Below are 25,081 nucleotides of genomic sequence, written 5' to 3' on the forward strand. Positions count from 1 at the left end.
TGGAAATTTTCGGGCAGGCAATCGGAGCCAGGAGTGCAGACCGTACGGTGGGGTGTTTGAGGTCCCCGGCCTCAAACACCCCACCGTACGGTCACCGTTCCGGGCCCTAACGCGGCCGGGACGACGTTACTTCTTGCCGCCCTTGATCTCCGGTGGCTTGGTCTCGGCGCCCGGCAATTCCTTCGGCTCAGTCGAGGCCGCTTCCTTCGCCTCCTGCTCCTCCGCCTTGACCGTCTTCACCGGCAAGCCCTTGAAGTGGTTCAAGGCCTGGGCCAGCTGGAAGTCGTCCTTGCCGCCCAGTTCCAGCGGCTGGCGGTTCTTCAATGCAGCCAGCGCTTTCTGGCGCTGCTCGGCTTCGTCGCGGGCCTTGGCGGCGTCGGGCTTTTCGTTTTCGCCAGTTAAATGCCGCTGCAGATCGGCTTCGCGCACGCGCAAGGCATTCAGGCCGTCGCCTTCGGCGGTTTCTTCCACCGCCAGGTCGGGCACGATGCCGGTGGCCTGGATCGGCCGGCCCTTCGGCGTGTAGTAGCGCGCCGTGGTCAGCTTGATCGCGGTATCGGCCGACAGCGGACGCAGGGTCTGCACCGAGCCCTTGCCGAAGGTCTGGCTGCCCATCACGATGGCACGCTTGTAGTCCTGCAGGGCGCCGGCGACGATTTCCGAGGCCGAGGCCGAACCGCCATTGACCAGCACCACCATCGGCACGCTTTTCAGTTCGGCCGGCAATGTCGCCAGCGGATCGGCGCCGCGCGGCGCATAGAATTCGCGGCGGCCGTAGAAGGACGCATTCGAATCGGGCAATTGCCCCTTGGTCGAGACGATCAGTTCTTCCTTCGGCAGGAAAGCGGTCGAGACGCCGATCGCGCCTGGCAGCAGGCCGCCCGGGTCGTTGCGCAGGTCCAGCACCAGGCCCTTGATGCCGGGATTGTCCTTGTACAGCGCGGCGGTCTTGCTGGCCAGTTCTTCCAGCGTGGCTTCCTGGAACTGGCTGATGCGCACCCAGGCATAGCCCGGCTCGACCATCTTCGCCTTCACGCTCTGGACGCGGATCTGCTCGCGCATCACCGGCACCACCCAGGGGCGGTCCTCGCCGCGGCGGGCGATGGTCAGCGTCACCTTGGTGCCCGGCTTGCCGCGCATCTTTTTCACAGCGTCATCGATCGACAGGCCCTTGACCGGGGTGTTGTCGATGCGGGTGATCAGGTCCCCGGCCTTGATGCCGGCGCGGTAGGCCGGCGAATCCTCGATCGGCGAAACGATCTTCACGTAGCCATCTTCGGCGGCGACTTCGATGCCGACACCGACGAACTTGCCCTGCACGCTTTCGCGCATCTCGCGGTAGGCCTTCTGGTCGAGGTAGACCGAGTGCGGGTCGAGCGAAGCGACCATGCCGGAGATGGCTTCGGACAAGAGCTTCTTGTCCTCGACCGGCACCACGTAGTCGCTCTTGATCAGGCCGTACACGTCGGCCAGCTGGCGTAGTTCTTCCAGCGGCAGCGGGCTGCCCTCGCCTTTCTGGGCCCAGGCCGAGACCTGCACCGTGAGAGCGACACCGGCCACCAGTCCCAGGCCGACCAGCCCCGCGCTCTTCGCTTTGTTACCCGCGCTTTTACCCGCTTTGTTACTCATCGCTACCCCTAGAAGTTGATCCAGCTCGACGGATCGAATGCCTTGCCAAGATGCCTGAGCTCGAAGTATAGACCCGATTCTTCGTTACCGCCGGTATTGCCCGCGCTGGCGATTGGCTCGCCGGCGCGCACGGCGTCGCCCACGCGTTTCAGCAATGTCTGGTTGTTGGCGTAGATCGACAGGTAGTCGCCGCCGTGGTCGACGATGATCAAATTGCCGAAGCCGCGCATCCAGCCCGAATGCACCACGCGGCCGACGGCCACGGCGCGCACCTCGGTGCCTTCCGGCGCCTTGATGAACATGCCTTTCCAGCTCGGGCCGTCACCGCCGCGCTTGGCGCCGAAGCGCGCCGCGATGGTGCCGCTCAATGGACTGCTCAGGCGTCCCTTCATCTTGGCAAAGGCCCCGGCCGGTGCGGCTGGCGCCAGGGAAATATCCGGCGTGCGTTCCTCGGCCTTCGGCTGCTCGGCCACCTTCGGCTCTTCCGGCTCGGGCAAGGGTTTCGGCGCCGGCTTGCCGGCTTTCTTCGCCTCGCGCGCCAGGCGTTCGCGCTCGCGTTCACGCTCGGCCTTGGCGGCAGCGCGCGCTTCGGCGCGGGCTTTCGCTTCGGCAGCGGCCTTGGCGCGGGCGGCGGCCAGGGCTTCCTGGCGCTTGCGCTCGGCTTCGGCCTGCTGGCGGATCAGCACGGTCAGCTTGTCGACTAGGCCGCTCATGCGCTGCTCGTCGCGCTGCAGGGTGTCGGCCTGCTTGCGCTGGGCCACCAGCTTGCTCGACAAGTTGCTGAGCAGGGCGGCGCGCTTGGCCTTTTCTTTTTCCAGCACCGATTTCTGGTCGCGCTGTTCCTGGGCGATTTCTTCCAGCTCGGTCTTGGCGTTCTCGACCTTGTCGCGGTTTTCCTGCACCTGCGCCAGGTTCGCGTTCAGCGAATCGATCAGGCGTGCCTGGGCCTGCGACACGTAGGCCATCATTTGCAGGTCGCGGTTGATGCGGTTCGGATTGTCGCCCGAGAGCAGCAGCTTGATGCGGTCCTCATTGCCCGCAACATAGTGCTCACGCAGCAGGGCCGACAATTGTTTTTTCTGCGAAACAATTGTTTGTTCGAGACGCCCATGTTCGGTGGCCAGGTCAGCCAGGCGCGTATTCGTTTCGTGCTGCTCGGTGGCCAGGTCACGCAGGGCGCGGTTGGCGTTCGAGATCGCCGCTTCCGATTCGGCCAGGTCGTCGGCCACGTCTTCCTTCTCGTCCTCGGTACGGCTGATTTCTTTCTTCAGCACCGACAATTGCTTCTGGATGCCGGCGCGCTTGGCTTCGGCGGCGGCCTTTTGACGGCTGCGTTCGGTAGGTTTACCGGCGGCCAGCGCCGAACCTGCCAGCGGCAGGGTCAGTGCTGCGGCCAGCAGGCCGCACAGCAGCGCGCTGCCGGCCGACTTCTTGACTGGAAAACGCAAGACTTACTTTGCCTTCCCTTGGTTGGCCACGGCCGCCATGGCGGCATTGATGGCGTCCTGGTCGCCCAGGTAGTAATGGCGGATCGGCTTCAGGTTCTCGTCGAGCTCGTAGACCAGCGGCTGGCCGTTCGGGATGTTCAGGCCGACGATGTCGGTGTCGCTGATGTTGTCGAGCATCTTGATAATGGCGCGCAGGCTGTTGCCGTGGGCCGAGATCAGGATCTGCTTGCCGGCGCGGATGGCCGGGGCGATTTCCTCGTCCCAGGCCGGCATCACGCGCGCCACGGTGTCTTTCAGGCATTCGGTGAGCGGGATTTGCGCCTTGTCGAGGCCGGCATAGCGCGGGTCCTTGAAGGACACGCGTTCGTCCGACTCTTCCAGGCTCGGCGGCGGCGTGTCATAGCTGCGGCGCCAGACCAGCACCTGCTCGTCGCCGAACTTGGCGGCGGTCTCGGCTTTATCGAGGCCCTGCAGGGCGCCGTAGTGGCGCTCGTTCAGGCGCCAGTCGTTGATGATCGGCAGGTACATCTGGTCCATTTCGTCGAGCGCCAGCCAGAGGGTGCGGATGGCGCGCTTCAGGACCGAGGTGTAGGCCAGGTCGAAGGCGAAACCGGCTTCGCGCAGCACGCGGCCGGCGGTGCGCGCTTCGTTGACACCCTTTTCGGTGAGGTCGACGTCGGTCCAGCCGGTGAAACGGTTCTCGAGGTTCCAGGTGGATTCGCCATGGCGCATGAATACGATCTTGTACATAAGCTCTTCTTTAAAAAGTCTGCAAAAAGTTTCAACCGATGCCCGGCCCGGCTTCTATTTTATAATGCGCGGATTGACTTCAACCAATGGAAGCCTTGTGAAATTCATCCTCGATAATATCTTCATTGTTGCAATTGCTGCCATTTCCGGTGGCGCGCTGCTGTTCCCGGCACTGATGCCCAAGGGCCGCCGTGCTACCGCGCTGCAAGTGACCCAGTTCATCAACCGCGGCAAGACCCTGGTGCTGGACGTGCGCAGCGCCGACGAGTTCGCTGCCAGCCACCTGCGCGACGCGAAAAACATTCCGCTGGCAGACTTGGGCAATCGCATCGGTGAACTTGAAAAATCGAAAACCCGCACCATCGTGGTCGTATGCCAGAGTGGCGCCCGTGCCGACAAGGCAGCGCGCCAACTGAAAGCGGCCGGCTTCGAAGACGTGGTCAGCCTGGAAGGCGGCATGACCGCCTGGACCGCGGCTGGCTTGCCGGTCACCAAGTAAACTAGCATTGGAAGGAAGAATGATGAGCGCCCATGTTGTCCTGTACCACACCGCCAGCTGCCCCTACTGCGTCCGTGCCGAGCGCCTGCTCGAAGCCAAGGGCGTGACCGAGATCGAACGCATCCGCGTCGACCTCGACCCGGAACAGCGCCAGATCATGATGCAAAAGACCGGCCGCCGTACCGTGCCGCAGATTTACGTGGGAGAAACCCACGTGGGCGGTTTCGACGACTTGTATGCGCTGGATCAGGCAGGACGCCTGGACCCGCTGCTCAAGGGCGAATAATCGGGTCTAACCGGGGCTGATGGCACCTGGCGGCACGTGGTTTCCTTGGTGGGGATGCGTCCCCACCCTACGAAGCCGGCTCCGGCGTAGATGGCCACAAAATGGCCCGCCGCCGGAGCTATTGCATCCAAATTGATTTTGATACAATTGCCGGTGCGTTTGACTCCAAGCCCATCGGGGCGGCGCGTTGCCGTCCCTTTTACTTCACCACGAAAGCGTTCCATGTCTGACGAAAACCTGCAACCAGTATTCCAAATCCAACGCGTCTACCTGAAAGACATGTCGCTGGAGCAACCGAATTCCCCGGCGATCTTCCTCGAGCAGGAAGCCCCGACCATCGAGGTATCGCTGGACGTTGGCGCGGAAGCCATCGCCGACGGCATCTACGAGTCGACCGTCACCATCACCGTGACCGCCAAGGTCAAGGACAAGGTCGCTTTCCTGGTCGAAGGCAAGCAAGCCGGCATCTTCGAGGCACGCAACATCCCTGCCGACCAGATGGACCCGCTGCTGGGCATCGGCTGCCCGAACATCGTTTACCCTTACCTGCGCAGCAACATCGCCGACGTGATCACCCGTGCCGGCTTCCCGCCTGTGCACCTGGCCGAGATCAACTTCGAAGTGTTCTACCAGCAGCGTCGCCAGGCAATGGCCGAAGCCGCTGCCGCACCGGCAAACTAAGCAGTCCAGTAGTAGCGCTGCCGCCCGCACGGGTGGCGGCAAGATCCTCGACGGGCAGCCGCCATGATGCGGTTGCCCTTCCTGCCATATTGGCGTCTGGTTTTACCACCCGGGGCCCCGCGATGACCCTTTCCCGATCCTGTGCAAGCGTGCTGCTGATGCTGGCATGCGGTACCGTATCCGCCTTCGAGTTCCGTTCGGTCGGCCAGCCCTCGGTGGTGCTGTACGACACGCCGTCCGCCAAGGGCGTCAAGCGCTACGTCGCGCCGCGCGGCATGCCGCTCGAAATCGTGGCGCGCTATGGCGACTGGGTCAAGGTGCGCGATGCCGAAGGCGAACTTTCCTGGACCGAAGCCAGGGGCCTGGTGGCGCAGCGCAATGTCGTCGTCAGGCTTGCGGCGGCCAGGGTACGCGCCTCGCCCGACGACAGCGCGGCGGTCGTGATGACCGCCGACAAGGGCGTCCTGCTGGAACTGATCGACACGCTGGGCACCGGCTGGGCCCAGGTGCGCCATCGCGACGGCATCGTCGGCTTCGTACGCATTACCGATGTCTGGGGCAACTGAACGGATACCATGCAAGAACTCAAGAACATGAACAAGATTACCGTGCTGGGCGCGGGTGCCTGGGGCACCGCGGTCGCGATCGCCGTGGCCGCGCGCCACGACGTGCTGCTGTGGGGCCGCAACGCCGAACAAATGGCCGCGACCGAGGCTGCGCGCGAGAATACCCATTACCTGCCGGGCCAGCCGCTGCCCGCTGCGCTGCGCATGACCGCCGATTTCGACGCGGCGCTGGCGCATGTCTGCGATGCCTCGGACGACGACGCGCCGCTGCTGATTGCAGCCTGCCCGGTGGCCGGCCTGCGTCCGCTGCTGGAAAGCCTGAAAGGCCGCCGCATTCCAAACGTGGTCTGGCTGTGCAAGGGTTTCGAATACGGCACCGGCTTGCTGCCGCACCAGGTGGTGCGCGAAATCCTGGGCGACGGCGTGCCGGGTGCGGCGCTGTCGGGTCCGTCGTTTGCGCAGGAAGTGGCGAAGGGGCTGCCTTGTGCGCTGACGGTGGCGTCGTCCTCTGCCGAACTGCGCGAGCGCGTGGTCAGTGCGGTGCACGGCGGTAACCTGCGCGTGTATGCCTGCGACGATCTGATCGGCGTGGAAGTGGGCGGCGCGGTCAAGAACGTGCTGGCAATTGCCACCGGGACGGCCGACGGGCTGGGCCTGGGGCTGAATGCGCGCGCGGCGCTGATCACGCGCGGGCTGGCGGAAATTACCCGCCTCGGTGAAGCGCTGGGCGCGCAGGCCGGCACCTTCATGGGGCTGACCGGGATGGGCGACCTGATCCTGACGTGCACCGGCGATCTGTCGCGCAACCGGCGCGTGGGCCTGGCGCTGGCCGAGGGCAAGCCGTTGGCGACCATCGTGGCCGAGCTCGGTCATGTGGCCGAGGGCGTGCCTTGCTCGAAGGCGGTACGCGAACTGGCGGCCAGGCTGGGCGTGGATATGCCGATCACGAATGCGGTGGCGGCGGTGCTGTTCGATGGCTACGACGCCAAGGAAATGGCGGCGCAGCTGTTGGCGCGTGATCCGAGGAATGAGTTGGCGTAAAGCGCCAGAAAAGCCGCAGCCAGATCGTGGCCTGCGGCTTCAACCGTTGGCTCGCGGCTGCAACCGTATGGTGGGCACGCTGTGCCCACGCGGAACGTCGATCATTGTTGGGCTAAACGACGGTCCGCGGCGTGATCATATCGAAACGTACCGAATGATCATTTTGGAAGCATCGCCATCATGCATATCGCGCGGCATAAAGACGGCCAACACCATGCAGGTATTCGCGTGGGCACGGGGTGCCCACCTTACAGTCAACGCCGCAGGCCCAATAGTCGACGCCGCAGGCCCTAATAGTCAACGCCGCATTCTCCAATGGTCGACGCCGCAGGCCCGAATCAAACCAGGGCTTGAATCAGCTACCCTGCCCGCGCGGATCGTTTGTCGGGCCACCGGTGCGCACCGGACCCAGCAGGATGGTCATCAAGGCCACCGCATCCGTGTTCGCACGGATCGCATGCGGTTCGCCGCCCGCCAGATACACCATTTCATTCGGGCGTAGCACGATGGTGCGGCCGTGGGCGTCGAAGGCGATCTCGCCTTGCAGGCACAGCAGCGTCATCTCACCCTCGACCCGGTGCTCCGGCATCGGCTTGTCGACCGGCACCACCAGCCGGATCAGTTCCATGTGTTCGGTCTTCGCCAGCGCGATCGACGTGAAATTGGCGATGTCGTCTTCGCCGCGTTCCAAGGCGATCCGTTCGCCCGATGCTGCGTGTTGCAAGGCCATGTCGCCTCCTTTCTACTCTTCGTTGGTATAAGGCACGCCGCGCAGCCAGGTGACGAGCGCAAACGCATCCTCGAATCCGCGCGCCAGCTGCGGCACCAGCTCGTCCGGCTTGTTCAGGGCCAGCGGCACCTCGGTCCAGGCAAAAAAGCTCTTCAGCTTGATGTACTCGATGTGCTCGTGGCTGGCATCGAAGCTTTTCGGCGGCCGCTGCAGCCGGTCTTCCTCGAGCAGGCTGCGGTAGGTCGCGCGCAGGTGTTTATTCTTTAATATTTTCGCAAATCCTGTCGCATCGTTGACGATGTGCTCGCGGATCGCTTTTAGCCGCGGGCTCGGCGGCAGGTATTCGCCGGCGCCGAAGCCCAGCGTGCCGTCGCCCTCGATCTGGAAATAATAGGTAGGACCGGCGCCGGCGCTCGGACGGCGCTTGTCGTTCGGTGCGATGCCGGCCGAAAAACGCGTTTTATACGGCGTCTTGTCGTTGGAAAAACGGATGTCGCGGTTGATGCGGAACATCGCCTTCTTCGGGTCGCAAGCGGCCACCTGGCGGTCGAATTTCGCGAGTTCACGGATCAGTTCGCTGACCACGGCATGGAACTCTTCGCGCAGGATGTCGTAGCGCGGTTTGTTCATGATGAACCAGGGGCGGCTGTTGTTCTCTTTGAGTTCGGTGAGGTATTGGGTCAGGTCCCGCAGGTGCATGGAAAGTCCGGAAAAGTAATTTATTGGCGCTGGCGCGGGCGTTTGCCGACGGTCACGTCGACCGTGGATTCGCGGTTCTCGCGCATCAGCTTGAGTTTGGCCTTGGCACCGGGTTCGAGCTGGGCCACCAGGTTCAGCATGTCGCCGGTGTTCGCCACCGGCTTGCCTTCGACCGCCAGCAAAATGTCGCCGGGGCGCACGCCGGCACGGTCGGCCGGGCCGTTGCGCACCACGCCGGCGATGATCGCCCCGCTCTGGCGCCCGAGGCCGAAGCTGGTGGCCAGTTCCGGCGTGATGTCCTGGGATTCGATGCCGATCCAGCCGCGCACGACTTGCCCGTGCTTGATGATCGACTCCAGCACCGTGCGCGCCGTCGAGACGGGAATGGCGAAGCCGATGCCGATCGAGCCGCCGGTCTGGGAATAGATGGCCGAATTAATGCCGAGCAGATTGCCGTGGGTATCGACCAGCGCCCCACCCGAGTTGCCGAAGTTAATGGCAGCGTCGGTCTGGATAAAGTTCTCGAAATGGTTGATGTGCAAATTATTGCGTCCCACGGCCGAGATGATGCCCATGGTAACGGTCTGACCGACACCGAAGGGATTGCCGATGGCCAGCACCACGTCGCCGACGCGCGCGTCATCGGGCTGGCCCAGCACCATCACCGGCAGATTGCCTTCCTTGATGCGGATCACGGCGAGGTCGGTCTCGGGGTCGGTACCGACGATCTTGGCCGCGGCCTTGCGCCCGTCAGCCAGGCCGACTTCGATGGCATCCGCCCCTTCGACCACGTGGTTGTTGGTAACGATATAGCCTTCGCCGCTGACGATCACGCCCGAGCCGAGGCTGGCCAGCTGTTCCTGGGGCGGCAGGCGGTCGCCGAAGAAGCGGCGGAAGAAAGGGTCTTTCAGGATGGGATGGGCTTCGCGCGAGGCTTTGCTCGTGAGGATGTTCACCACGGCAGGCATGGCGCGCCCGGCCGCCTCGCGGTAACTGCCTGAAGCCGGCACGGCCGGCGCCTGCAGCACCGGCACCGTTTTTGCGCCGGGGCCGACCGGCACCTGCATCGGCGCCGCGCGGCCCAGCCAGTCGGGGCGGAATACGGAGAGGACGAAATAGATCGCCAGCACGATCGTCACCGCCTGGGCGAACAGCAGCCACAGGCGTCGCGCCGTGCCCGGGGTGGTCGTGGTGGTGAGGTCTTTCACTGGGCGAGCGTCAGTTATCGGGTTTGTTCGGCAGGGCATCCCGGCGCAGGGAATCCCGGATTTCACGCAGCAGCAGGATGTCTTCGGGCGTGCTCGGGGCCTTGGCCGCTTCTTCGGGCACGATGCGCTGGCGTAAACGATTCATCAGGCGCACCATCTGGAAAATGATGAATGCGAGGATGATGAAATTCAGGAGAATCGTGAGGAAATTGCCGTAAGCGATAACGGCGCCGGCCTTTTTTGCTTCCGCCAGCGTCAATGCCGTGCTCTGGTGATTCAGTGGAATGTAGTAATTCGCGAAATCGAGTCCGCCAAATAACTTACCGATGGGCGGCATGATGACGTCCTGCACCAGCGAATCGACGATGCGGCCGAAGGCGCCGCCGATGATCACGCCGACGGCCAGGTCGACCACATTGCCACGCATGGCAAACTTCTTGAACTCTTCCATCATCGCCATTTCGGACTCCCGGTTTTTTTTTGAAAAAGCTGTTGGGATGATACCGCAAGGGCTTCGATGCCGTTCGCACGCCCGGGTTCCACCGCTTCTCACGCGAAACGCATATTCGTGCAGTGCAGCATGGACAAATCGTCCACCACACCCCTGTTTGCAATATTTTTTCTCCAATAAAGATTGCCATTCACATATAATTTTGTGTTGCTGCAAGCTCTTTATTGATTCTAAAGTTTCGTAATTTCACGGAGTGGGGTTGGTATGAGTAATGATAAGCAGGTCGATTCAAGCCGGCGTAACTTGCTGGTCGCGACGTGTGCGGCGGGCGGCGTCGTCGGCGTTGCCACGGCAGGCGCCCTGGTCAGCACGTTCCAGCCATCCGAGCGCGCCAAGGCGGCCGGCGCTCCGGTCGAAGTGGATATTTCCGACGTCAAGCCGGGCGAAATGAAAGTCGTGGAATGGCGCGGCAAGCCGGTGTGGATCTTGCGCCGTACGCCGGAAATGATGGCCAGCCTCCCCAAGAACGACGCGCAACTCGCCGACCCGAACTCCGAAAAAATCTACCAGCTCGACATGCCGGAGTACGCGAAGAACGAATTCCGCGCCCGCTCCGAGCACAAGGAAGTCCTGGTGACCGTGGGCATCTGCTCGCACCTGGGCTGCTCGCCCTCCTCGCGCTTTGCCGAAGGCCCCCAGCCGAATTTGCCGGATAACTGGCATGGCGGCTTCCTTTGCCCCTGCCACGGTTCGACCTTTGACCTGGCCGGCCGCGTATTCCAGAACAAGCCCGCCCCGACGAATATGGATGTTCCTCCGTACATGTACCTGTCGGATAACCGCATCGTGATCGGCAAAGACGAAAAAGGGGAGGCATAACATGGGCGGCCCGTTCAAGGAAACCAAACTGCCGGCCACCGCGCCGGTCGGCCACAAGGCGCTGGCCTGGGTCGACGACCGCTTCCCGCTGTCGAAACTCTGGAACGACCAGTGGGGCAAATACTACGCCCCGAAGAACTTCAATATCTGGTATTTGTTCGGTTCGCTGGCCATGCTCATTTTGGTCATGCAGATCATTACCGGCATCTTCCTGACCATGCACTACAAGCCGGACGCCAACCTGGCCTTCGGCAGCGTCGAATACATCATGCGTGAAGTGCCGTGGGGCTGGCTGGTGCGCTACATGCACTCGACCGGCGCCTCGATGTTCTTCATCGTCGTCTACCTGCATATGACCCGCGGGCTGATCTACGGTTCCTACCGCAAGCCGCGCGAGTTGATCTGGCTCTTCGGTTTCGCGATTTTCCTATGCCTGATGGCCGAAGCCTTCTTCGGCTACCTGCTGCCATGGGGACAGATGTCGTACTGGGGCGCCCAGGTGATCGTGAACCTGTTCGGTGCGATTCCCGTCATCGGCCCGGACCTGTCGCTCTGGATCCGCGGCGACTACGTGGTGTCGGATGCAACCCTGAACCGCTTCTTCGCCTTCCACGTCATCGCCCTGCCGCTGGTGCTGCTGGGCCTGGTGGCGGCCCACCTGATCGCGCTGCACGAAGTCGGCTCCTCGAACCCAGACGGCATCGAGGTCAAGGACAACATCGGCCCGGACGGCCATCCGGTGGACGCGATTCCGTCGCACCCCTACTATTCGACGAAGGACTTCTTCGGCGTCTCGGTATTCCTGCTGATTTTCTCGGCAATCGTGTTCTTCGCGCCTGAGATGGGCGGCTACTTCCTGGAGTACAACAACTTCATCCCGGCCGATTCGATGAAGACCCCGGCGCACATCGCGCCGACCTGGTACTTCACCCCGTTCTACTCGGTACTGCGCGCCACCACGGCCGACTTCATGTACGTGCTGATGGGCGCCATCGCCCTGTACGTGATCTTCATCTGGCTGAAGTCGCGCCTGGCTTTCCGCACCAAGGTCATCGTGGCCGCGATTGCCCTGCTGCTCATCATCGGCATGCTGCCGCAGGTGCTGGAAGCGAAATTCTGGGGTGTGGTGCTGTTCGGTTCCTCGGTGGTGATCATTGCCCTGCTGCCGTGGCTGGACCATTCGCCGGTGAAGTCGATCCGCTACCGTCCGGACTGGCACAAATGGGTGTATGCGCTGTTCGGTATCTCGTTCGTGGCGCTCGGCTACCTGGGCACCCAGCTGCCGACCCCGGCGTACACCATCATTTCGCAGGTGTGCACCCTGCTGTACTTCAGCTTCTTCCTCCTGATGCCATGGTGGAGCGCCGCCGGCCGGTTCAAGCCGGTGCCGACGCGCCTGACCTTCACGCCGCACTGATTGCCACCGGATAAAGGACAACCATGAACTTCACGAAGAAACTGATCGCGGTCCTGGCCCTGGTGCCGGGGCTGGTTTTCGCGGCCGAGGGCGGCTTCCCGCTCGACCGCGCACCGGAACGCAGCGACATGGCCTCGCTGCAAAACGGCGCCAAATTGTTCGTCAACTATTGCCTGAACTGCCACTCGGCGAACGCCATGCGCTACAACCGCCTGCGCGACCTGGGCCTGTCGGACGACCAGATCCGCAACAATCTGTTGTTCTCAGCCGACAAAGTCGGCGAGATGATGACGACGGCCATGCGCCCGGCCGATGCCAAGGCCTGGTTCGGCGCGGTGCCGCCGGATTTGTCGGTAATCGCGCGTGCCAAGGCCTCGCCGGCCGGCAGCGGCGCCGACTACCTGTACACCTACCTGCGCACCTTCTACAAGGACGACGCCCGCCCGACCGGCTGGAACAACATGGTGGTGCCGAACGTGGCCATGCCGCACGCGATGTGGCAGCTGCAGGGCATCCGCACGCCGAAAATGGAGGAGGCGCCGGATCCGCACGAGGCGGGCAAGACCGTGCACCGGTTCGCTGGCTGGAACCAGGTAGCGCCCGGCACCATGAGTGCTACCGAGTTCGACACCGCGACGGCTGACCTGGTTGCATACCTGAACTGGATGGCTGAGCCAGCGCAAGGAACCCGCAAGAAACTGGGTGTTATCGTGCTGATTTTTCTGTCGATTTTCGCGTTCCTGGCCTGGCGTTTGAACGAGTCGTACTGGAAAGATGTGAAGTAAATTCGTTTTCATTGCCCGCTTGGCTATAATACGGGCAATCATTTTTCGGGGTGAGTCGCTCGGCGCTTCACCCCTTTGTGTCTTAAGGAACGACAAACCATGATGGTTCTCTACTCCGGCACCACGTGCCCGTTCTCCCAACGCTGCCGCCTGGTCCTGTTCGAAAAGGGCATGGACTTCGAGGTGCGCGACGTCGACCTGTTCAACAAACCGGAAGACATTTCGACGATGAACCCGTACGGCCAGGTTCCGATTCTGGTCGAGCGCGAACTGATTCTGTACGAATCGAACATCATCAATGAGTACATCGACGAGCGCTTCCCGCATCCGCAGCTGATGCCGGCCGACCCGCTGATGCGCGCCCGTGCCCGCCTGATGCTGTTCAACTTCGAGAAAGAGCTGTTCGTCCACGTGCACGTCCTGGAAAGCGACCGCAACAAGACGAACGAAAAGGCCCACGACAAGGCCCGCGCCGAAATCCGCGACCGCCTGACCACGCTGGCCCCGCTGTTCCTGAAGAACAAGTACATGCTGGGCGACGAGTTCTCGATGCTCGACGTGGCGATCGCACCGCTGCTGTGGCGTTTGGACCACTACGGCATCGAACTGTCGAAGACCGCGGCCCCGCTGATGAAGTACGCCGAGCGCATCTTCTCGCGCCCTGCCTACATCGAAGCGCTGACGCCTTCGGAAAAGGTGATGCGCCGTTGATAGATGGGTAAAAGTTACAGCATAGTGGCGCGCTGCGCCCATATGCTGCAACTTCCTTGAAGCGCCAGCCTGCGACGCCGTTTGGCGAATCGCAGTAGACTGGCGCTTCGCGTATGCGCGCCGGGTAGATTTTTACTGGCGCCGTGTCCACGCGTCTCGCGGACAAACTGATTTCATTTGCACATGCCTGACATCTCCACCAAGCCTTATTTGCTGCGCGCCATCTACGAATGGTGCACCGACAGCGGTTTTACGCCTTATCTTGCGGTGAAGGTCGACGCGGCCACCACGGTTCCGATGGAATACGTGCGCAAGGGCGAGATCATCCTCAACATCAGCTACGGCGCCACATCCAGCCTGAAAATGGACAACGACGCGATCCATTTCCGCGCCCGCTTCGCCGGCGTGTCGCGCGAAATCTACGTGCCGGTGCAAAATGTCTTGGCGATCTATGCCAACGAGAATGGCCAAGGCATGGCCTTCGATGTGAGCACCACCGCGGCCGAGATGCCAGAAGCGGACGCATCCGCCCCTGCCCCGGCAACGGCGCCTGCCCTGTCCGCCGTGCCCGACGGCAGCCCGGACACTGCCCCGGAAGCGCCGCCTGCCCCCGACAACGGCGGCGACGAGCCTCCGAAAAAAGGCGGACGCCCAACGCTGACGCGGATTAAATAGCGGTATAATCCCAGCCGTACAGATTACGCCGGCTTAGCTCATTTGGTAGAGCAGTTGATTTGTAATCATCAGGTGGCCAGTTCGAAACCGGCAGCCGGCACCAGACATCAGTAAGAAACGAAAAGCCCAGCCTCACGGTTGGGCTTTTTGCTTTTTCGGGCGCCTGTTCGTGCAATTTTGTGTGAGCTTTGGGTATTTCTTAACAGATATACTCGTTCCAACATCACTTCATCCTTCGCTCATGAAAAAGACCCCTGCCCTTGCCGCTGTCGCCATCGCCGCCGCTCTCCTCGCCCTCAGCAGCTACGCCAGCCCTTACTGGACCCTGCACCAAATGAAAACGGCCATCGCCGAGAAAGATGCCGATGGCTTGTCGGAGCACATCGACTTCCCTGCGCTGCGCGAGAGCTTCAAGGGGCAGATGATGACGATGATGCAGAAGCGCCTGGGCTCGGCCGGGATGGCGAACAATCCCTTCGCCGCCATGGGGCAGATGATGGGCGCCGCCCTGGTCAACCAAGTGGTCGATGCCGCCGTGTCGCCGGCGGGTGTGATGGCGATGATGGAGGCGGGCAAGGTCAAGCCGGGCGCACGCCCGGCGCCGGCAGCGGATGCGGATGCTGCAATAGAAACCACCGACTATTCGGTCGATTACCGCGGCTGGAGCAAGGTGGCGATCTCGACGTCGCAACAGGACGCGGGCAAGTTCATCCTGAAACGCACCGGTCTCTGGAGCTGGCAGCTGAGCGCGCTCGAGTTGCCGGAATCGACCCTGAACGCGGCGGACTGACACCCATCTCCGCTAGCTGATCCGGGGCGGCCGACAACACCGCCCCGGCACCATCTTCAGGCGCCGTGCACACGCGGCGTACAGCCTGCACCAATTCCGGGCAGCGTTCCCCTCTTTTCCTTCCGAACGGGCGCTTCGACGCGCGGCACGCTTCTTGCTGACCTATCGGCAATGAACGATCGCCTGGCCCTGCCTTCCCTCTCCGCCGATTCCCGCACCCGCTGGGAGGCCAGCCTGCGTCTGGGTTTCATGGCGCGTGCGGGCGGCACGATCCTGGGCGAGCGCCGCCACACCGGACCGCTGCGCGTGCAAAAACCGCTGTATCCGGAAGGCGCCGAGGTTTGCCATGCCGTGATCGTGCACCCGCCCGGCGGCGTGGTTGGCGGCGACGTGCTCGATATCGGCATCGCGGCGGGCGACGGCGCCCATGCCCTGCTCACCACGCCCGGCGCCGGCAAGTGGTACCGCGCGAATGGGCATTCCTCGCGCCAGGACGTGCGCATCGAGGTGGCGGAAGGCGCGTCGCTCGAATGGCTACCGCAGGAAACCCTGTTCTACCGCGAAGCCGAGGTCGAGATGCGGCACGAGGTGACGCTGGCGGCCAACGCGCGCTACATCGGCAGCGAAGTGCTGTGCTTCGGGCGCAACGCTTCCGGCGAGACGTTCGACAGCGGCAGCATCCGGCAAAGCACGCGCATCCGGCGCGAAGGAACGCTGGTCTGGCACGAAGAGGGGAATATCGACGGCGCAGGCTCCGGCATGCACAGCCCGTTCGGCCTGGACGGGCATACCGTCTGCGCCACTTTCATCGCCTGCGGCGCCACGCTCGACGCCAGCCAGCTACGCCAGCTGCGCGAAGAGATCGGCGTGCATGGCCGGAGCGGCGCAACCCAGCTGCCGCAGATCGTGGTGGTGCGCCACCTCGGCCGATCGAGTCAAGCGGCACGTGCGGTGATGGTCGCGGCCTGGCGCCGCCTGCGTCCGGTGCTGATGAAGCGCGAGGCCGTCATCCCGCGCCTGTGGAATACCTGAAAGGACAGCATGGAACTCACCCCGCTCGAAAAAGACAAGCTGCTGATCTTCACCGCCGCCCTGCTGGCCGAGCGCCGCAAGGGCCGTGGCCTGAAGCTGAATTATCCGGAAGCCGTGGCCTATATCTCGGCCGCGATCATGGAAGGTGCGCGTGACGGCAAGACCGTGGCGGAGTTGATGAGCGAAGGCACGCGCATCCTCACACGCGACGAGGTGATGGAGGGCGTGCCCGAGATGATCCCCGACGTGCAGGTCGAGGCGACTTTCCCCGACGGCAGCAAGCTCGTCACCGTGCACCAGCCCATCGTCTAGGAGACGCGCATGATTCCGGGAGAACTGCTGGTGGAGCCAGGCGAGATCGAACTGAACGTCGGCCGTGCGACTGTCATGGTCGAGGTGGCGAACGGCGGCGACCGGCCGATCCAGGTCGGCTCGCACTACCACTTTTACGAGACCAATCCGGCGCTGCGTTTCGAGCGCCGACTGGCGTATGGCATGCGCCTGGATATTCCGGCCGGCACCGCGGTGCGCTTCGAGCCGGGCCAGGTGCGCACCGTGACCTTGATTGCCTTGGGCGGCGAGCGCATCGTCCACGGCTTCAATGCGCTGGTGGCCGGTCCCTTGCTGGAGGAGGCACCATGAGCCGCATCGGACGCCAGGCCTATGCCGAGATGTATGGCCCGACCACGGGCGACCGCATGCGCCTGGCCGATACCAGCCTGGTGATCGAGATCGAACACGACTTCGCCATCTATGGCGAAGAGGTGAAGTTCGGCGGCGGCAAGGTGATCCGCGATGGCATGGGCCAGTCGCAGCGCGTGCATGCGCAGGTGATGGACACGGTGATCACGAACGCGGTCATCGTCGACCACTGGGGCATCGTGAAGGCCGACATCGGCATCAAGGACGGCATGATCGCGGCCATCGGCAAGGCCGGCAATCCGGACATCCAGCCGGGCGTGACGATCGTGATCGGCGCGGCCACCGAGATTATCGCCGGCGAAGGCATGATCGTGACCGCCGGCGGCATCGACAGCCATATCCATTTCATCTGCCCGCAACAGATCGAGGAAGCGCTTATGAGCGGCGTGACGACGATGCTGGGCGGCGGCACCGGGCCGGCAGTGGGCACGGCGGCCACCACCTGCACGCCGGGTCCCTGGCATATCCACTCGATGCTGCAGGCGGCCGAGGCCTTTCCGATGAACCTGGGCTTTTTTGGCAAGGGCAATGCGAGCCAGCCGGAGCCGCTGGCCGAGCAGGTGCAGGCGGGCGTCATCGGCCTGAAGCTGCACGAGGACTGGGGCACCACGCCGGCTGCGATCGATACCTGCCTGGACGTGGCGGAACGCATGGACATCCAGGTGGCGATCCACAGCGACACCCTGAACGAAGCGGGCTTCCTCGAGCATACGCTGGCCGCCTTCAAGGGCCGCACCATCCACACCTTCCATACCGAGGGCGCGGGCGGCGGCCATGCGCCGGACATCATCGCCGCCGTCGGCCAGGCGAATGTGCTGCCGTCGTCGACGAATCCGACCCGGCCCTACACCGTCAACACGCTCGACGAGCACCTCGACATGCTGATGGTCTGCCACCACCTGGACGCCTCGATTGCCGAGGACATCGCATTCGCCGAGTCGCGCATCCGGCGCGAGACCATCGCCGCCGAGGATATCCTGCACGACCTGGGCGCGATCTCGATGATGTCGTCGGACTCGCAGGCCATGGGCCGCGTGGGCGAAGTGATCCTGCGTACCTGGCAGACCGCGCACAAGATGAAGCTGCAGCGCGGCGCCCTGCCAGGCGATAGCGGGCGTCACGACAATGCGCGCGTCAAGCGCTACATCGCCAAGTACACGATCAACCCGGCCATCACGCACGGCATCGCGCATGCGGTGGGCTCGGTTGAAGCCGGCAAGGTCGCCGACCTGGTGCTGTGGAAGCCGGCCTTTTTCGGGGTGAAGCCATCGATGATCCTGAAGGGCGGGATGATCGCGGCGGCCCAAATGGGCGACCCGAATGCTTCGATCCCGACGCCGCAGCCGGTGCATGCGCGGCCGATGTTCGGCGCCTTCGGGCGGGCGTTGGCCCGTTCCTCGTACACCTTCGTCTCGCAGGCGGCCTTCGATGCCGGCATCAAGGAACGCCTCGGCCTGGCCAAGCCGCTACTCGTGGCGCGCTGCATGCGTGGCCTGGGTAAAGCGGACATGGTGCACAACGACGCCACGCCGCACATGCAGGTCGATCCCGAAACCTATGAGGTGCGCGCCGATGGCGTGCTGCTCACCTGCGAGCCGGCGCGCGAGCTGCCGCTGGCGCAGCGCTATTTCCTGTTCTGAGAGGCCGACGATGCTCACCCTGCACACTAGGATCGATGGACCGGCGCCGGTGGACGGCGAACTGGTCCTGCCCTTCCACCTGCGCGAGAAAAGCCGGCTGCGCGCGGCATTGAAGAGTGGCGAAGAGGTAGCGGTGCTGCGTCCGCGCGGGACGGTGCTGCGCGGCGGCGACCTGCTACAGGGGGAAGATGGACGCGTTGTGCGCGTGGTCGCCGAACTGGAAGCCGTCTACCGCGTCGCGCACGGGCAGGAGAACGGCCTGCTGCGCTGCGCTTTCCACCTGGGGAACCGCCACACCCAAACCGAAGTCGGCCAGGGCTGGCTGCGCATCCGCGCCGACGCCGTGCTGCGCGAGATGCTGCTCGGCCTGGGCGCGCAGGTGACCGAAGAACGGGCGGCCTTCGAGCCGGAGGCCGGCGCGTATGGCGGCGGGCATCACCACGGCGAGTCGCATCCGCTGGCGCCGGTACCGCTGCGCCAGAAGATCCACCGGCCATCGGACTTGCCATGATCGCCGGCACCGCCCTGCTGCGCCTGCTGCAACTGGCCAGTCCTTCGCTGCCGATCGGCGCCTACAGCTATTCGCAAGGGCTGGAAAGCGCCATCGACGAAGGCGCGGTACGCGATGCGGCGGGTGCGCAATGCTGGATCACGGCGCAGCTGGTCGAGGTGGCCGGGCGCTTCGACGCGCCGCTGCAATGGCGCTTGCTGCGCGCCTTTGCCGATCGCGACATGGATGCGGCGCTGTACTGGAGCGAGCGCTGGCTGGCCGCGCGCGACACGGCCGAGCTGCGCGCCGAAACCCTGCAGATGGGCTATTCGCTGCGCCAGCTGCTGGCGGCGCTGCTCGAGGAGCGGCCGGATGCCGATCCTGTCCTGGTGCAGATGCTCGATGCGGGCGGGCTGTCGCTGCCGGCCGCCTATGCCTGCGCCGCCGCCGCGCTCGACGTGCCGCCGCCCGCGGCCCTGCTCGGTTCCGTGTTCGCCTGGGTCGAGAATCAGGTGCTGGTCTGCGTGAAGACGGTGCCGCTGGGCCAGGTGGCGGGCCAGAAGATGCTGCTGGCGCTGGGCGCGACGGTCGACGCGGTGGTGCGCCAGGCGCAGGAAATGCCGGACGCCGCGCTGTCGAACTGGGCGCCGGGGTTTGCCCTGCTGTCGATGCGGCATGAAGTGCAGTACAGCCGGCTGTACCGGTCTTAAACAGGAGACATCAACATGGAAAAAAACCTGCTGCGCGTCGGGATCGGCGGACCGGTCGGCTCCGGCAAGACGGCCCTGTGCGAAATGCTGTGCAAGGCGATGCGCGAACAGTATGAGATGGCGGTCATCACCAACGACATCTACACGCGCGAGGACATGGACATCCTGCTGCGCGCCGGCGCCCTGCCGGCCGAGCGCCTGATGGGTGTGGAAACCGGCGGCTGCCCGCACACGGCGATCCGCGAGGATGCCTCGATCAACCTGGAAGCGATCGCGCGCATGAGCGCCGACTTCCCGCAGCTGGACCTGATCCTGGTCGAGTCCGGTGGCGACAACCTGGCGGCCACCTTCAGCCCCGAGCTGTCGGACCTGACGATCTACGTGATCGACGTGGCCGGTGGTGAAAAGATTCCGCGCAAGGGCGGGCCGGGCATCACGCGTTCGGACCTGCTGGTCATCAACAAGACCGACCTGGCGCCGCATGTGGGCGCGAATCTCGAGGTCATGCGCGCAGACGCCGCCCGCATGCGCGGCAGCCGTCCTTTCGTGTTCGCCAGCCTGCGCCACGGCGAGGGCGTGGACGCGATTGTCGATTTCATCCGCCACGAAGGCCTGCTCGATGCAGGCCGCTGATTTCCTGTCACTATCAACCCGAGGAGCCGCCATGCCGTTTTCCCTGCGCCGTTTTGCCCCTGTTGCCGCCATCATGCTGGCGATCTGCGCCGCCGTGCTGACCTCCGGACCTGCCCAGGCCCACGACACCGGCGTGCCACACCTGATCCACGAGTACGAAGGCTGGGTTGCCCTGGGTGTGGTGGTGCTGGCCATCACCGGCGCCGGTTTGCTGGTAAGGCGTGCGCTGCACCGCTGAACCGGCGCCGGCTGGTCCGGCTGGCGTTTTCAGCGGTTCGTGACGCCGTTCGTGCAGCCTGTCGCACGGGCCGCGCCGCGCGTGGAGGACGGCATTACAGTGCCATCATCCAAACCCGCCCGGAGACGACCATGAACACATTCCTCGGCAGTACCCTGATGGCCACGGCCCTGTTGCTGGCTGGAGGCAGTGCCCTTGCCGACGACATCCGCGAAACACGCGCCGTCGATGCCCGCGTCAGCCGCATCAAGCTCGACGGCGTGGTCGACCTGGTGGTACGCCAGGGGCCCAGGCCGTCGCTCGTCATTGCAGGCGAACGCACCGACGTGGCGCGCGTGATTACCCGCCAGCACGGCGAGACGCTGGAAATCGACACCGAACGCCGCAACCACTACAGTACCGGACGCCGGCCCAAGCTGCGCGCCGAGCTGACCGTGCCGAACCTGGCCGAACTCAGTTCGGAAGGCGTGGGCGCCAGCACGGTCAGCGGCTTCGGCGGCGAGCGCATCGTGCTGAACCTGGACGGCGCCGGCGCCATGACCATGCAGGGCAATTACCGCAAGGTCGATGCGCGCCTCGGCGGCGTCGGCAGCATGAGCATCGACGCCGGCAAAGCCGAGCACATGGACCTGGAACTGGGCGGCGCCGGCCAGCTGGCCGTGTCGGGCCAGACCAGGGCCCTGCGCGCCACGCTGGCCGGTGTCGGCAATCTCGACGCTGAGAAACTGCGCGCCGAGACCGTCGACCTCGACCTCAGTGGAATGGGCGGCGCCACGGTGTACGCCAGCACGGCGGCAAACCTGAACCTGAGCGGCATGGGTTCGGCCACCGTGTATGGCAAACCGGCGCAGCGCAAGGCCAGCACCGACGGCATGGGCAAGGTCAGCTGGCGATAAGCGGCTGCGCTACTTGATGCTGGTATTGTTGTGCACCTCGCGCACACCCTGGACCTCGCGCGCCAGCTGCACCGCCTTCTGGGCGCTTTCGCGCGATTCGACAAAGCCGCTCAGCTGCACGGTGCCCTTGAACGTGTCGACCTTGACCTCGGTGGCCTTTACGGTGGGGTCGGCGGCAAAGGCGGCCTTGACCTTGCTGGTGATGACGGCGTCGTCGATGTATTCGCCGGTGCCCTGGCGGTGCGCAGTGGGTGCGCAGGCCGCCAGGCTGAGCGTGGCAACGGCGGCAAGAATGGAAATGAAACGCTGTGCAATTTTCATGGCAACGCTCCCTTGAATGAGACGATATCGTCCCATTTTCGGGTCGGCGTGCAAACTGCGTTTGATACGCAGCAAAGGTGCCGGAGGCTCGGCGTCTCAAGGCGCCTTGGCCAGGGCCACCAGCGCGGCCGGGGGTGCTTCGCGAGGAAGCGCCGGCCGCAGGACCAGCTTGCCGCGCGCCAGGTCCTGGCCGATGACCAGGCGTACATCGACGGGCTGGGTCGTGTCGACCTGCACCAGCGCGACGCCATCGAAACGCAGGGCCAGGCGCGCTGCCACGTCGCGGTAGGCAGCGCCGTGCTCGATGCGCGTGTGCCGCACCCTGAAGCCCGGCTCGTTGCTCAGGCGCGTGACCCGCAGGTCGTCGGCGCCGATCCGGCGCGACAATGCGCGCGCCATGCCGGTCACGCCATTTCCGTTGCGGATTTCCAGCAGCACCGCCTCGGGACGATTGCGTGGCCGCGAAGGCAGCGGCTGGGGCGGCAGCCCGGCCGGCAAGTCCTGGGCCAGCGCACGCAGCGACGGCAGGCGGCGCAGACTGAGGGTGCCGTCGGCCGCGGCCAGCACCTGGGTCGCGGCCCACTCGGGGTCGGGGCGAGGCGCCTCCACCGCGGCCTGGATCGCCGCCACGGCGCTGCCGCCCGCAGCCGTGTAATCGCTGCGGAAATCGTGCTCCTGCAGGGCGCTGGCCTGGCGGAACATCAGGTCGGCGCGCTCGTGCTGGCCCATGCGGCGCAGGGTTTCGCCCAGGTTGTTCCAGGCGCGGCCGTTCAGCGGGTCGAGCAGGCAGGCTTTTTCCAGCGCGGCGACGGCTTGCGGATAGTCGCCGCCGAGCAGGTAGGCGTAGCCGAGATTGGCGAACAGGTAGGCGCTGCCCGGGCCGGAGTCCAGGCTCAGCTCGGCGGTCAGGGCGCGCCAGATCGGGATCGCCTGCGCAAACTCGCCCTGGCGCGCATAGGCGGCGGCCAGGGCGTTGCGGGTGCGTACGTGGCGCGGGTCGGCGGCCAGCGCGGCGCGGTAGGCCTGCACGGCTTCCGGATAGCGGCCGGCGAGATGATGGGCGCGGCCCTGGCCGTAGGCGAATTCGGCATCCGGGCCGGCCTGCGTTTCCGGCTGGCGCTGCAAATCGGCGCAGGCGAGCAGCAGCGCGCCGGCGCAGGCGACCGAGATGTTCTTGAGAAGACTGCGAGGTGTCATGATCGTGCTCCTGGAGAAATCAGCGCGTGGCGGCGACCTGGGCAAGGGTACGGGTGAGCTGGATGACGGCCGGACCCATCAGCACCATCAGCAGCGTCGGGAAGATGCAAAAGATGAGCGGGAACAGCAGCTTGAGGCCGATCTTGGCAGCGCATTCCTCGGCCAGCACGCGGCGCTTGTTGCGCAGGTTTTCCGAGTACACGCGCAGCGAGTCGCCGACGCTGGTGCCGAAGCGCTCGGACTGGATCAGCATCGCCACCAGCGTGTCGACGTCGTCGACGCCGCTGCGCAGCGCAAAATTGCGCAGCGCCTTTTCCTTGCTGAAGCCGGCGCGCATCTCCATCAGCACGATCTGCAGCTCCTGGGCCAGGATCACGCTCTTGATGTGGATTTCACCGGCCACTTTCACGAAGGCCCGTTCCAGGCTCAGGCCGGCCTCGACGCAGACGGTCAGCAGGTCGAGGGCGTCGGGCAGGCTTTCGAAGATCTCGCGCTTGCGGCGTCCGGCGATGCGGTTCAGGATCATGTTCGGCAGGTAGTAGCCGACCGTGGCGGTGAGCAGCAGCAGGAACAGCAGCTTGCTGCCGGCCAGCGTGATGACCGAGAGCGCCACCAGCACGCCGATGATGGCTGGTCCGAGCAGTGCCAATGCGGTTTTCGACGCGAAGAACAGGGTCGGCGCGACCGGGTTGCGCCAGCCGGCATTCATGAAGCGGGTACGCAGCGCCGACTTTTCCCAGCCTTCTTCTGGAATCGAGAGTTTGGTCAGCGGCTGGGTAACCTTGGCCACTTTCTCGACCCAGCCGTTCGATTCGAGCTGGGTGGGTTCCGACTTGCCGATGAAGCGGCGCAGCCGGGTGCGCAGGGCAACCGGCGCGAACAGCGCCATGGCCAGTCCGGCCAGCGCGCAGACGATCGTGAAGACGACCAGGAGGAAAGTGAGTTGGGCGGCTTGCATGGCGGTTCCTCAGATGCGGATGCGGATGATGCGGCGCAGCCAGACCACGCCGAACAGGATCATCCCGGCCGCGTACCAGAGCAGGCGGATGCCGCTCGGATCGGTCCACAGCATGGACACGTATTTCGGGTTCACGATCGTCAGGACCAGGGCGACGCCGAACGGCAGCAGGCCCAGGATCCAGGCCGACATGCGCCCTTCCGCCGACAGCACGCGCACCTGGGCGGCGAGCTTCAGGCGGCCACGGATGATGTGGCTGATGTTGCCGAGGATTTCGGCCAGGTTGCCGCCGGATTCGCGCTGGATCAGCACCGCGATGATCAGGTAGCGCAGGTCGGTCAGCGGAATGCGCGCCGCCATGTTGTGCAGCGCCTCGCCCATCGGCACGCCGTAGTTGATCTCTTCGCGCGCGATGCGGAACTCGCCGCTGAGCGGTTCGGGCAGCTCGTTGCCGACGATTTGCAGCACGTTAGTAAACGAGTGGCCGGCGCGCAGCGCGCGCGCGATGAAGTCGGCGGCATCCGGCAGCTGTTGCTCGATGCGGCGCAAGCGCCGCGTGCGGGCGCGCCGCAGCAGCATCCAGGGCAGGCCGAACGCCAGCAGCGCCAGCACGAAACGCGCCGGCAGCGGCGCCGGCAAGCGCGCGCTCAAGAGCAGGGCCGCCAGCATCGCCGCCAGCGAGCAACCGAGGAAGCGGTCGACTGTCAGCTTGCTGCCGGCCTGCACCAGCAGCGTGTCGAGGCGCTTCAGCAGCGGTATGCCGTGCAGCAGGCGGTCCAGGGCGTCGTTGCCGCTGAAGCGGCGCTGCTTCAGGATCGAGATCCGCTCGCCCGAGCGTCCGGCGCCGCCCGACATCACCTGCAGGCGGCGCGCCACACGCTGCGCCGCCTTGCCGTGGTTACTCGACCACCACAGCCAGACGCCTTCGATCAGCAGGATGACGGCGGCGAACAGGAACACGGTGAAACTGTAGAAAAGGACATCCATCGTGCGGCTCCACTGCAGGCGCGGCCTGCCGG

At 64.6% G+C, this 25,081-nt stretch carries 31 protein-coding genes and 1 tRNA gene; 21 read left to right on the top strand and 11 right to left on the bottom strand.

Annotated features, from left to right (window positions below; genetic code table 11):
• Positions 1-126: 126 nt before the first annotated feature.
• From LK540_RS05490 to gpmA, 3 genes are read right to left on the bottom strand one after another with little or no spacing between them, the layout of a single operon-like run.
• Positions 127-1,629: a S41 family peptidase gene (locus LK540_RS05490; protein ID WP_229436042.1), complete on the bottom strand. Its 1,503-nt coding sequence runs from the start codon at positions 1,627-1,629 to the stop codon at positions 127-129.
• A gap of 8 nt (positions 1,630-1,637) precedes the next feature.
• Positions 1,638-3,038 (bottom strand): murein hydrolase activator EnvC, encoded by a 1,401-nt coding sequence (locus LK540_RS05495; protein WP_374041336.1) that lies wholly within the window; start codon positions 3,036-3,038, stop codon positions 1,638-1,640.
• 42 nt (positions 3,039-3,080) lie between these two features.
• Positions 3,081-3,827 (bottom strand): 2,3-diphosphoglycerate-dependent phosphoglycerate mutase, encoded by a 747-nt coding sequence (gene gpmA / locus LK540_RS05500; protein ID WP_229436043.1) that lies wholly within the window; start codon positions 3,825-3,827, stop codon positions 3,081-3,083.
• Positions 3,828-3,924: 97 nt separating this feature from the next.
• Between gpmA and LK540_RS05505 the strand changes: the two genes are divergently transcribed.
• From LK540_RS05505 to LK540_RS05525, 5 genes are all read left to right on the top strand, one after another.
• Positions 3,925-4,326 carry a rhodanese-like domain-containing protein gene (locus tag LK540_RS05505; RefSeq protein ID WP_229436567.1) on the top strand — a complete coding sequence of 134 codons (402 nt, stop codon included), beginning with the start codon at positions 3,925-3,927 and terminating at the stop codon, positions 4,324-4,326.
• 22 nt (positions 4,327-4,348) lie between these two features.
• On the top strand, positions 4,349-4,612 hold the full coding sequence (grxC, locus tag LK540_RS05510; protein ID WP_056342617.1) for a glutaredoxin 3: 264 nt from the start codon (positions 4,349-4,351) through the stop codon (positions 4,610-4,612).
• A gap of 222 nt (positions 4,613-4,834) precedes the next feature.
• Positions 4,835-5,293: a protein-export chaperone SecB gene (secB, locus tag LK540_RS05515; RefSeq protein ID WP_229436044.1), complete on the top strand. Its 459-nt coding sequence runs from the start codon at positions 4,835-4,837 to the stop codon at positions 5,291-5,293.
• 122 nt (positions 5,294-5,415) lie between these two features.
• Positions 5,416-5,859, top strand: a complete 444-nt coding sequence (locus LK540_RS05520; RefSeq protein WP_229436045.1) for an SH3 domain-containing protein — start codon at positions 5,416-5,418, stop codon at positions 5,857-5,859.
• 27 nt (positions 5,860-5,886) lie between these two features.
• Entirely contained in the window at positions 5,887-6,900 is a 1,014-nt protein-coding gene (locus LK540_RS05525) for an NAD(P)H-dependent glycerol-3-phosphate dehydrogenase (RefSeq protein ID WP_229436046.1), read from the top strand.
• Between the two features lie 355 nt (positions 6,901-7,255).
• On the opposite strand, the gene LK540_RS05530 is transcribed toward LK540_RS05525, so the two are convergent.
• Genes LK540_RS05530 through mscL form a run of 4 tightly spaced genes read right to left on the bottom strand, consistent with a single transcriptional unit; the run spans position 7,256 to position 9,997 of the window.
• Positions 7,256-7,630 carry a cupin domain-containing protein gene (locus LK540_RS05530; protein WP_229436047.1) on the bottom strand — a complete coding sequence of 125 codons (375 nt, stop codon included), beginning with the start codon at positions 7,628-7,630 and terminating at the stop codon, positions 7,256-7,258.
• Positions 7,631-7,642: 12 nt separating this feature from the next.
• The gene (locus LK540_RS05535) at positions 7,643-8,329 is read right to left on the bottom strand and encodes a DUF2461 domain-containing protein (RefSeq protein ID WP_229436048.1); all 687 of its coding nucleotides are present in this window, start codon (positions 8,327-8,329) and stop codon (positions 7,643-7,645) included.
• A gap of 20 nt (positions 8,330-8,349) precedes the next feature.
• The gene (locus tag LK540_RS05540) at positions 8,350-9,537 is read right to left on the bottom strand and encodes a Do family serine endopeptidase (protein WP_229436049.1); all 1,188 of its coding nucleotides are present in this window, start codon (positions 9,535-9,537) and stop codon (positions 8,350-8,352) included.
• Between the two features lie 10 nt (positions 9,538-9,547).
• Positions 9,548-9,997: a large conductance mechanosensitive channel protein MscL gene (gene mscL / locus LK540_RS05545; RefSeq protein ID WP_229436568.1), complete on the bottom strand. Its 450-nt coding sequence runs from the start codon at positions 9,995-9,997 to the stop codon at positions 9,548-9,550.
• A 255-nt stretch (positions 9,998-10,252) separates the two neighbouring features.
• Here mscL and petA point away from each other — a divergent pair, with 255 nt between their 5' ends.
• The 16 genes from petA to LK540_RS05625 all read left to right on the top strand — a co-directional run bounded on the left by petA (position 10,253) and on the right by LK540_RS05625 (position 21,586).
• Positions 10,253-10,867 carry a ubiquinol-cytochrome c reductase iron-sulfur subunit gene (petA, locus tag LK540_RS05550; protein ID WP_229436050.1) on the top strand — a complete coding sequence of 205 codons (615 nt, stop codon included), beginning with the start codon at positions 10,253-10,255 and terminating at the stop codon, positions 10,865-10,867.
• A 1-nt stretch (position 10,868) separates the two neighbouring features.
• Positions 10,869-12,284: a cytochrome b N-terminal domain-containing protein gene (locus tag LK540_RS05555; RefSeq protein WP_229436051.1), complete on the top strand. Its 1,416-nt coding sequence runs from the start codon at positions 10,869-10,871 to the stop codon at positions 12,282-12,284.
• A 23-nt stretch (positions 12,285-12,307) separates the two neighbouring features.
• Positions 12,308-13,069, top strand: a complete 762-nt coding sequence (locus LK540_RS05560; protein ID WP_229436052.1) for a cytochrome c1 — start codon at positions 12,308-12,310, stop codon at positions 13,067-13,069.
• A gap of 99 nt (positions 13,070-13,168) precedes the next feature.
• Positions 13,169-13,780, top strand: coding sequence for a glutathione S-transferase N-terminal domain-containing protein (locus tag LK540_RS05565; protein WP_056342583.1), 612 nt, complete (start codon positions 13,169-13,171; stop codon positions 13,778-13,780).
• 183 nt (positions 13,781-13,963) lie between these two features.
• Entirely contained in the window at positions 13,964-14,455 is a 492-nt protein-coding gene (locus LK540_RS05570) for a ClpXP protease specificity-enhancing factor (RefSeq protein ID WP_229436053.1), read from the top strand.
• Between the two features lie 27 nt (positions 14,456-14,482).
• Positions 14,483-14,558, top strand: a tRNA-Thr gene (locus LK540_RS05575).
• A gap of 138 nt (positions 14,559-14,696) precedes the next feature.
• Positions 14,697-15,245, top strand: a complete 549-nt coding sequence (locus tag LK540_RS05580; RefSeq protein ID WP_229436054.1) for a DUF2939 domain-containing protein — start codon at positions 14,697-14,699, stop codon at positions 15,243-15,245.
• Positions 15,246-15,416: 171 nt separating this feature from the next.
• Positions 15,417-16,277 (top strand): urease accessory protein UreD, encoded by an 861-nt coding sequence (locus tag LK540_RS05585; RefSeq protein WP_229436055.1) that lies wholly within the window; start codon positions 15,417-15,419, stop codon positions 16,275-16,277.
• A 9-nt stretch (positions 16,278-16,286) separates the two neighbouring features.
• The gene (ureA, locus tag LK540_RS05590) at positions 16,287-16,589 is read left to right on the top strand and encodes an urease subunit gamma (protein ID WP_229436056.1); all 303 of its coding nucleotides are present in this window, start codon (positions 16,287-16,289) and stop codon (positions 16,587-16,589) included.
• Positions 16,590-16,598: 9 nt separating this feature from the next.
• Entirely contained in the window at positions 16,599-16,919 is a 321-nt protein-coding gene (locus LK540_RS05595) for an urease subunit beta (RefSeq protein ID WP_229436057.1), read from the top strand.
• A complete protein-coding gene (gene ureC / locus LK540_RS05600) occupies positions 16,916-18,619 on the top strand; it encodes an urease subunit alpha (protein WP_229436058.1) in 1,704 nt (567 codons plus the stop codon). The genes LK540_RS05595 and ureC overlap by 4 nt, the downstream gene beginning before the upstream one ends.
• A gap of 10 nt (positions 18,620-18,629) precedes the next feature.
• Positions 18,630-19,130, top strand: coding sequence for an urease accessory protein UreE (gene ureE, locus LK540_RS05605; RefSeq protein ID WP_229436059.1), 501 nt, complete (start codon positions 18,630-18,632; stop codon positions 19,128-19,130).
• Complete coding sequence (locus LK540_RS05610; protein ID WP_229436569.1) at positions 19,130-19,819, top strand: urease accessory protein UreF; 690 nt, start codon at positions 19,130-19,132, stop codon at positions 19,817-19,819. The genes ureE and LK540_RS05610 overlap by 1 nt, the downstream gene beginning before the upstream one ends.
• Positions 19,820-19,834: 15 nt before the next feature.
• Complete coding sequence (gene ureG / locus LK540_RS05615) at positions 19,835-20,452, top strand: urease accessory protein UreG (RefSeq protein ID WP_229436060.1); 618 nt, start codon at positions 19,835-19,837, stop codon at positions 20,450-20,452.
• A gap of 31 nt (positions 20,453-20,483) precedes the next feature.
• On the top strand, positions 20,484-20,690 hold the full coding sequence (locus tag LK540_RS05620; protein WP_229436061.1) for a hypothetical protein: 207 nt from the start codon (positions 20,484-20,486) through the stop codon (positions 20,688-20,690).
• Between the two features lie 131 nt (positions 20,691-20,821).
• Positions 20,822-21,586: a GIN domain-containing protein gene (locus LK540_RS05625; RefSeq protein ID WP_229436062.1), complete on the top strand. Its 765-nt coding sequence runs from the start codon at positions 20,822-20,824 to the stop codon at positions 21,584-21,586.
• A gap of 9 nt (positions 21,587-21,595) precedes the next feature.
• Here LK540_RS05625 and LK540_RS05630 read toward each other — a convergent pair whose 3' ends face one another.
• From LK540_RS05630 to LK540_RS05645, 4 genes are all read right to left on the bottom strand, one after another.
• A complete protein-coding gene (locus LK540_RS05630; protein WP_229436063.1) occupies positions 21,596-21,907 on the bottom strand; it encodes a BON domain-containing protein in 312 nt (103 codons plus the stop codon).
• A gap of 96 nt (positions 21,908-22,003) precedes the next feature.
• A complete protein-coding gene (locus LK540_RS05635; RefSeq protein ID WP_229436064.1) occupies positions 22,004-23,104 on the bottom strand; it encodes a LytR C-terminal domain-containing protein in 1,101 nt (366 codons plus the stop codon).
• Between the two features lie 19 nt (positions 23,105-23,123).
• Positions 23,124-24,062 carry a type II secretion system F family protein gene (locus LK540_RS05640; protein ID WP_229436065.1) on the bottom strand — a complete coding sequence of 313 codons (939 nt, stop codon included), beginning with the start codon at positions 24,060-24,062 and terminating at the stop codon, positions 23,124-23,126.
• 9 nt (positions 24,063-24,071) lie between these two features.
• Positions 24,072-25,049, bottom strand: a complete 978-nt coding sequence (locus LK540_RS05645; protein WP_229436066.1) for a type II secretion system F family protein — start codon at positions 25,047-25,049, stop codon at positions 24,072-24,074.
• Positions 25,050-25,081 lie beyond the last annotated feature (32 nt).

The sequence above is a fragment of the Massilia sp. IC2-278 genome (assembly GCF_020708045.1).
Taxonomy (GTDB): Bacteria; Pseudomonadota; Gammaproteobacteria; order Burkholderiales; family Burkholderiaceae_D; genus Telluria.

Coding starts and splice junctions, on each gene's coding strand:
- LK540_RS05490 (WP_229436042.1), bottom strand. CDS start 1,629: ATGAGTAACAAAGCGGGTAAAAGCGCGGGTAACAAAGCGAAGAGCGCG.
- gpmA (WP_229436043.1), bottom strand. CDS start 3,827: ATGTACAAGATCGTATTCATGCGCCATGGCGAATCCACCTGGAACCTC.
- grxC (WP_056342617.1), top strand. CDS start 4,349: ATGAGCGCCCATGTTGTCCTGTACCACACCGCCAGCTGCCCCTACTGC.
- secB (WP_229436044.1), top strand. CDS start 4,835: ATGTCTGACGAAAACCTGCAACCAGTATTCCAAATCCAACGCGTCTAC.
- LK540_RS05520 (WP_229436045.1), top strand. CDS start 5,416: ATGACCCTTTCCCGATCCTGTGCAAGCGTGCTGCTGATGCTGGCATGC.
- LK540_RS05525 (WP_229436046.1), top strand. CDS start 5,887: ATGAACAAGATTACCGTGCTGGGCGCGGGTGCCTGGGGCACCGCGGTC.
- LK540_RS05530 (WP_229436047.1), bottom strand. CDS start 7,630: ATGGCCTTGCAACACGCAGCATCGGGCGAACGGATCGCCTTGGAACGC.
- LK540_RS05535 (WP_229436048.1), bottom strand. CDS start 8,329: ATGCACCTGCGGGACCTGACCCAATACCTCACCGAACTCAAAGAGAAC.
- mscL (WP_229436568.1), bottom strand. CDS start 9,997: ATGGCGATGATGGAAGAGTTCAAGAAGTTTGCCATGCGTGGCAATGTG.
- petA (WP_229436050.1), top strand. CDS start 10,253: ATGAGTAATGATAAGCAGGTCGATTCAAGCCGGCGTAACTTGCTGGTC.
- LK540_RS05555 (WP_229436051.1), top strand. CDS start 10,869: ATGGGCGGCCCGTTCAAGGAAACCAAACTGCCGGCCACCGCGCCGGTC.
- LK540_RS05560 (WP_229436052.1), top strand. CDS start 12,308: ATGAACTTCACGAAGAAACTGATCGCGGTCCTGGCCCTGGTGCCGGGG.
- LK540_RS05565 (WP_056342583.1), top strand. CDS start 13,169: ATGATGGTTCTCTACTCCGGCACCACGTGCCCGTTCTCCCAACGCTGC.
- LK540_RS05570 (WP_229436053.1), top strand. CDS start 13,964: ATGCCTGACATCTCCACCAAGCCTTATTTGCTGCGCGCCATCTACGAA.
- LK540_RS05580 (WP_229436054.1), top strand. CDS start 14,697: ATGAAAAAGACCCCTGCCCTTGCCGCTGTCGCCATCGCCGCCGCTCTC.
- LK540_RS05585 (WP_229436055.1), top strand. CDS start 15,417: ATGAACGATCGCCTGGCCCTGCCTTCCCTCTCCGCCGATTCCCGCACC.
- ureA (WP_229436056.1), top strand. CDS start 16,287: ATGGAACTCACCCCGCTCGAAAAAGACAAGCTGCTGATCTTCACCGCC.
- LK540_RS05595 (WP_229436057.1), top strand. CDS start 16,599: ATGATTCCGGGAGAACTGCTGGTGGAGCCAGGCGAGATCGAACTGAAC.
- ureC (WP_229436058.1), top strand. CDS start 16,916: ATGAGCCGCATCGGACGCCAGGCCTATGCCGAGATGTATGGCCCGACC.
- ureE (WP_229436059.1), top strand. CDS start 18,630: ATGCTCACCCTGCACACTAGGATCGATGGACCGGCGCCGGTGGACGGC.
- ureG (WP_229436060.1), top strand. CDS start 19,835: ATGGAAAAAAACCTGCTGCGCGTCGGGATCGGCGGACCGGTCGGCTCC.
- LK540_RS05620 (WP_229436061.1), top strand. CDS start 20,484: ATGCCGTTTTCCCTGCGCCGTTTTGCCCCTGTTGCCGCCATCATGCTG.
- LK540_RS05625 (WP_229436062.1), top strand. CDS start 20,822: ATGAACACATTCCTCGGCAGTACCCTGATGGCCACGGCCCTGTTGCTG.
- LK540_RS05630 (WP_229436063.1), bottom strand. CDS start 21,907: ATGAAAATTGCACAGCGTTTCATTTCCATTCTTGCCGCCGTTGCCACG.
- LK540_RS05635 (WP_229436064.1), bottom strand. CDS start 23,104: ATGACACCTCGCAGTCTTCTCAAGAACATCTCGGTCGCCTGCGCCGGC.
- LK540_RS05640 (WP_229436065.1), bottom strand. CDS start 24,062: ATGCAAGCCGCCCAACTCACTTTCCTCCTGGTCGTCTTCACGATCGTC.
- LK540_RS05645 (WP_229436066.1), bottom strand. CDS start 25,049: ATGGATGTCCTTTTCTACAGTTTCACCGTGTTCCTGTTCGCCGCCGTC.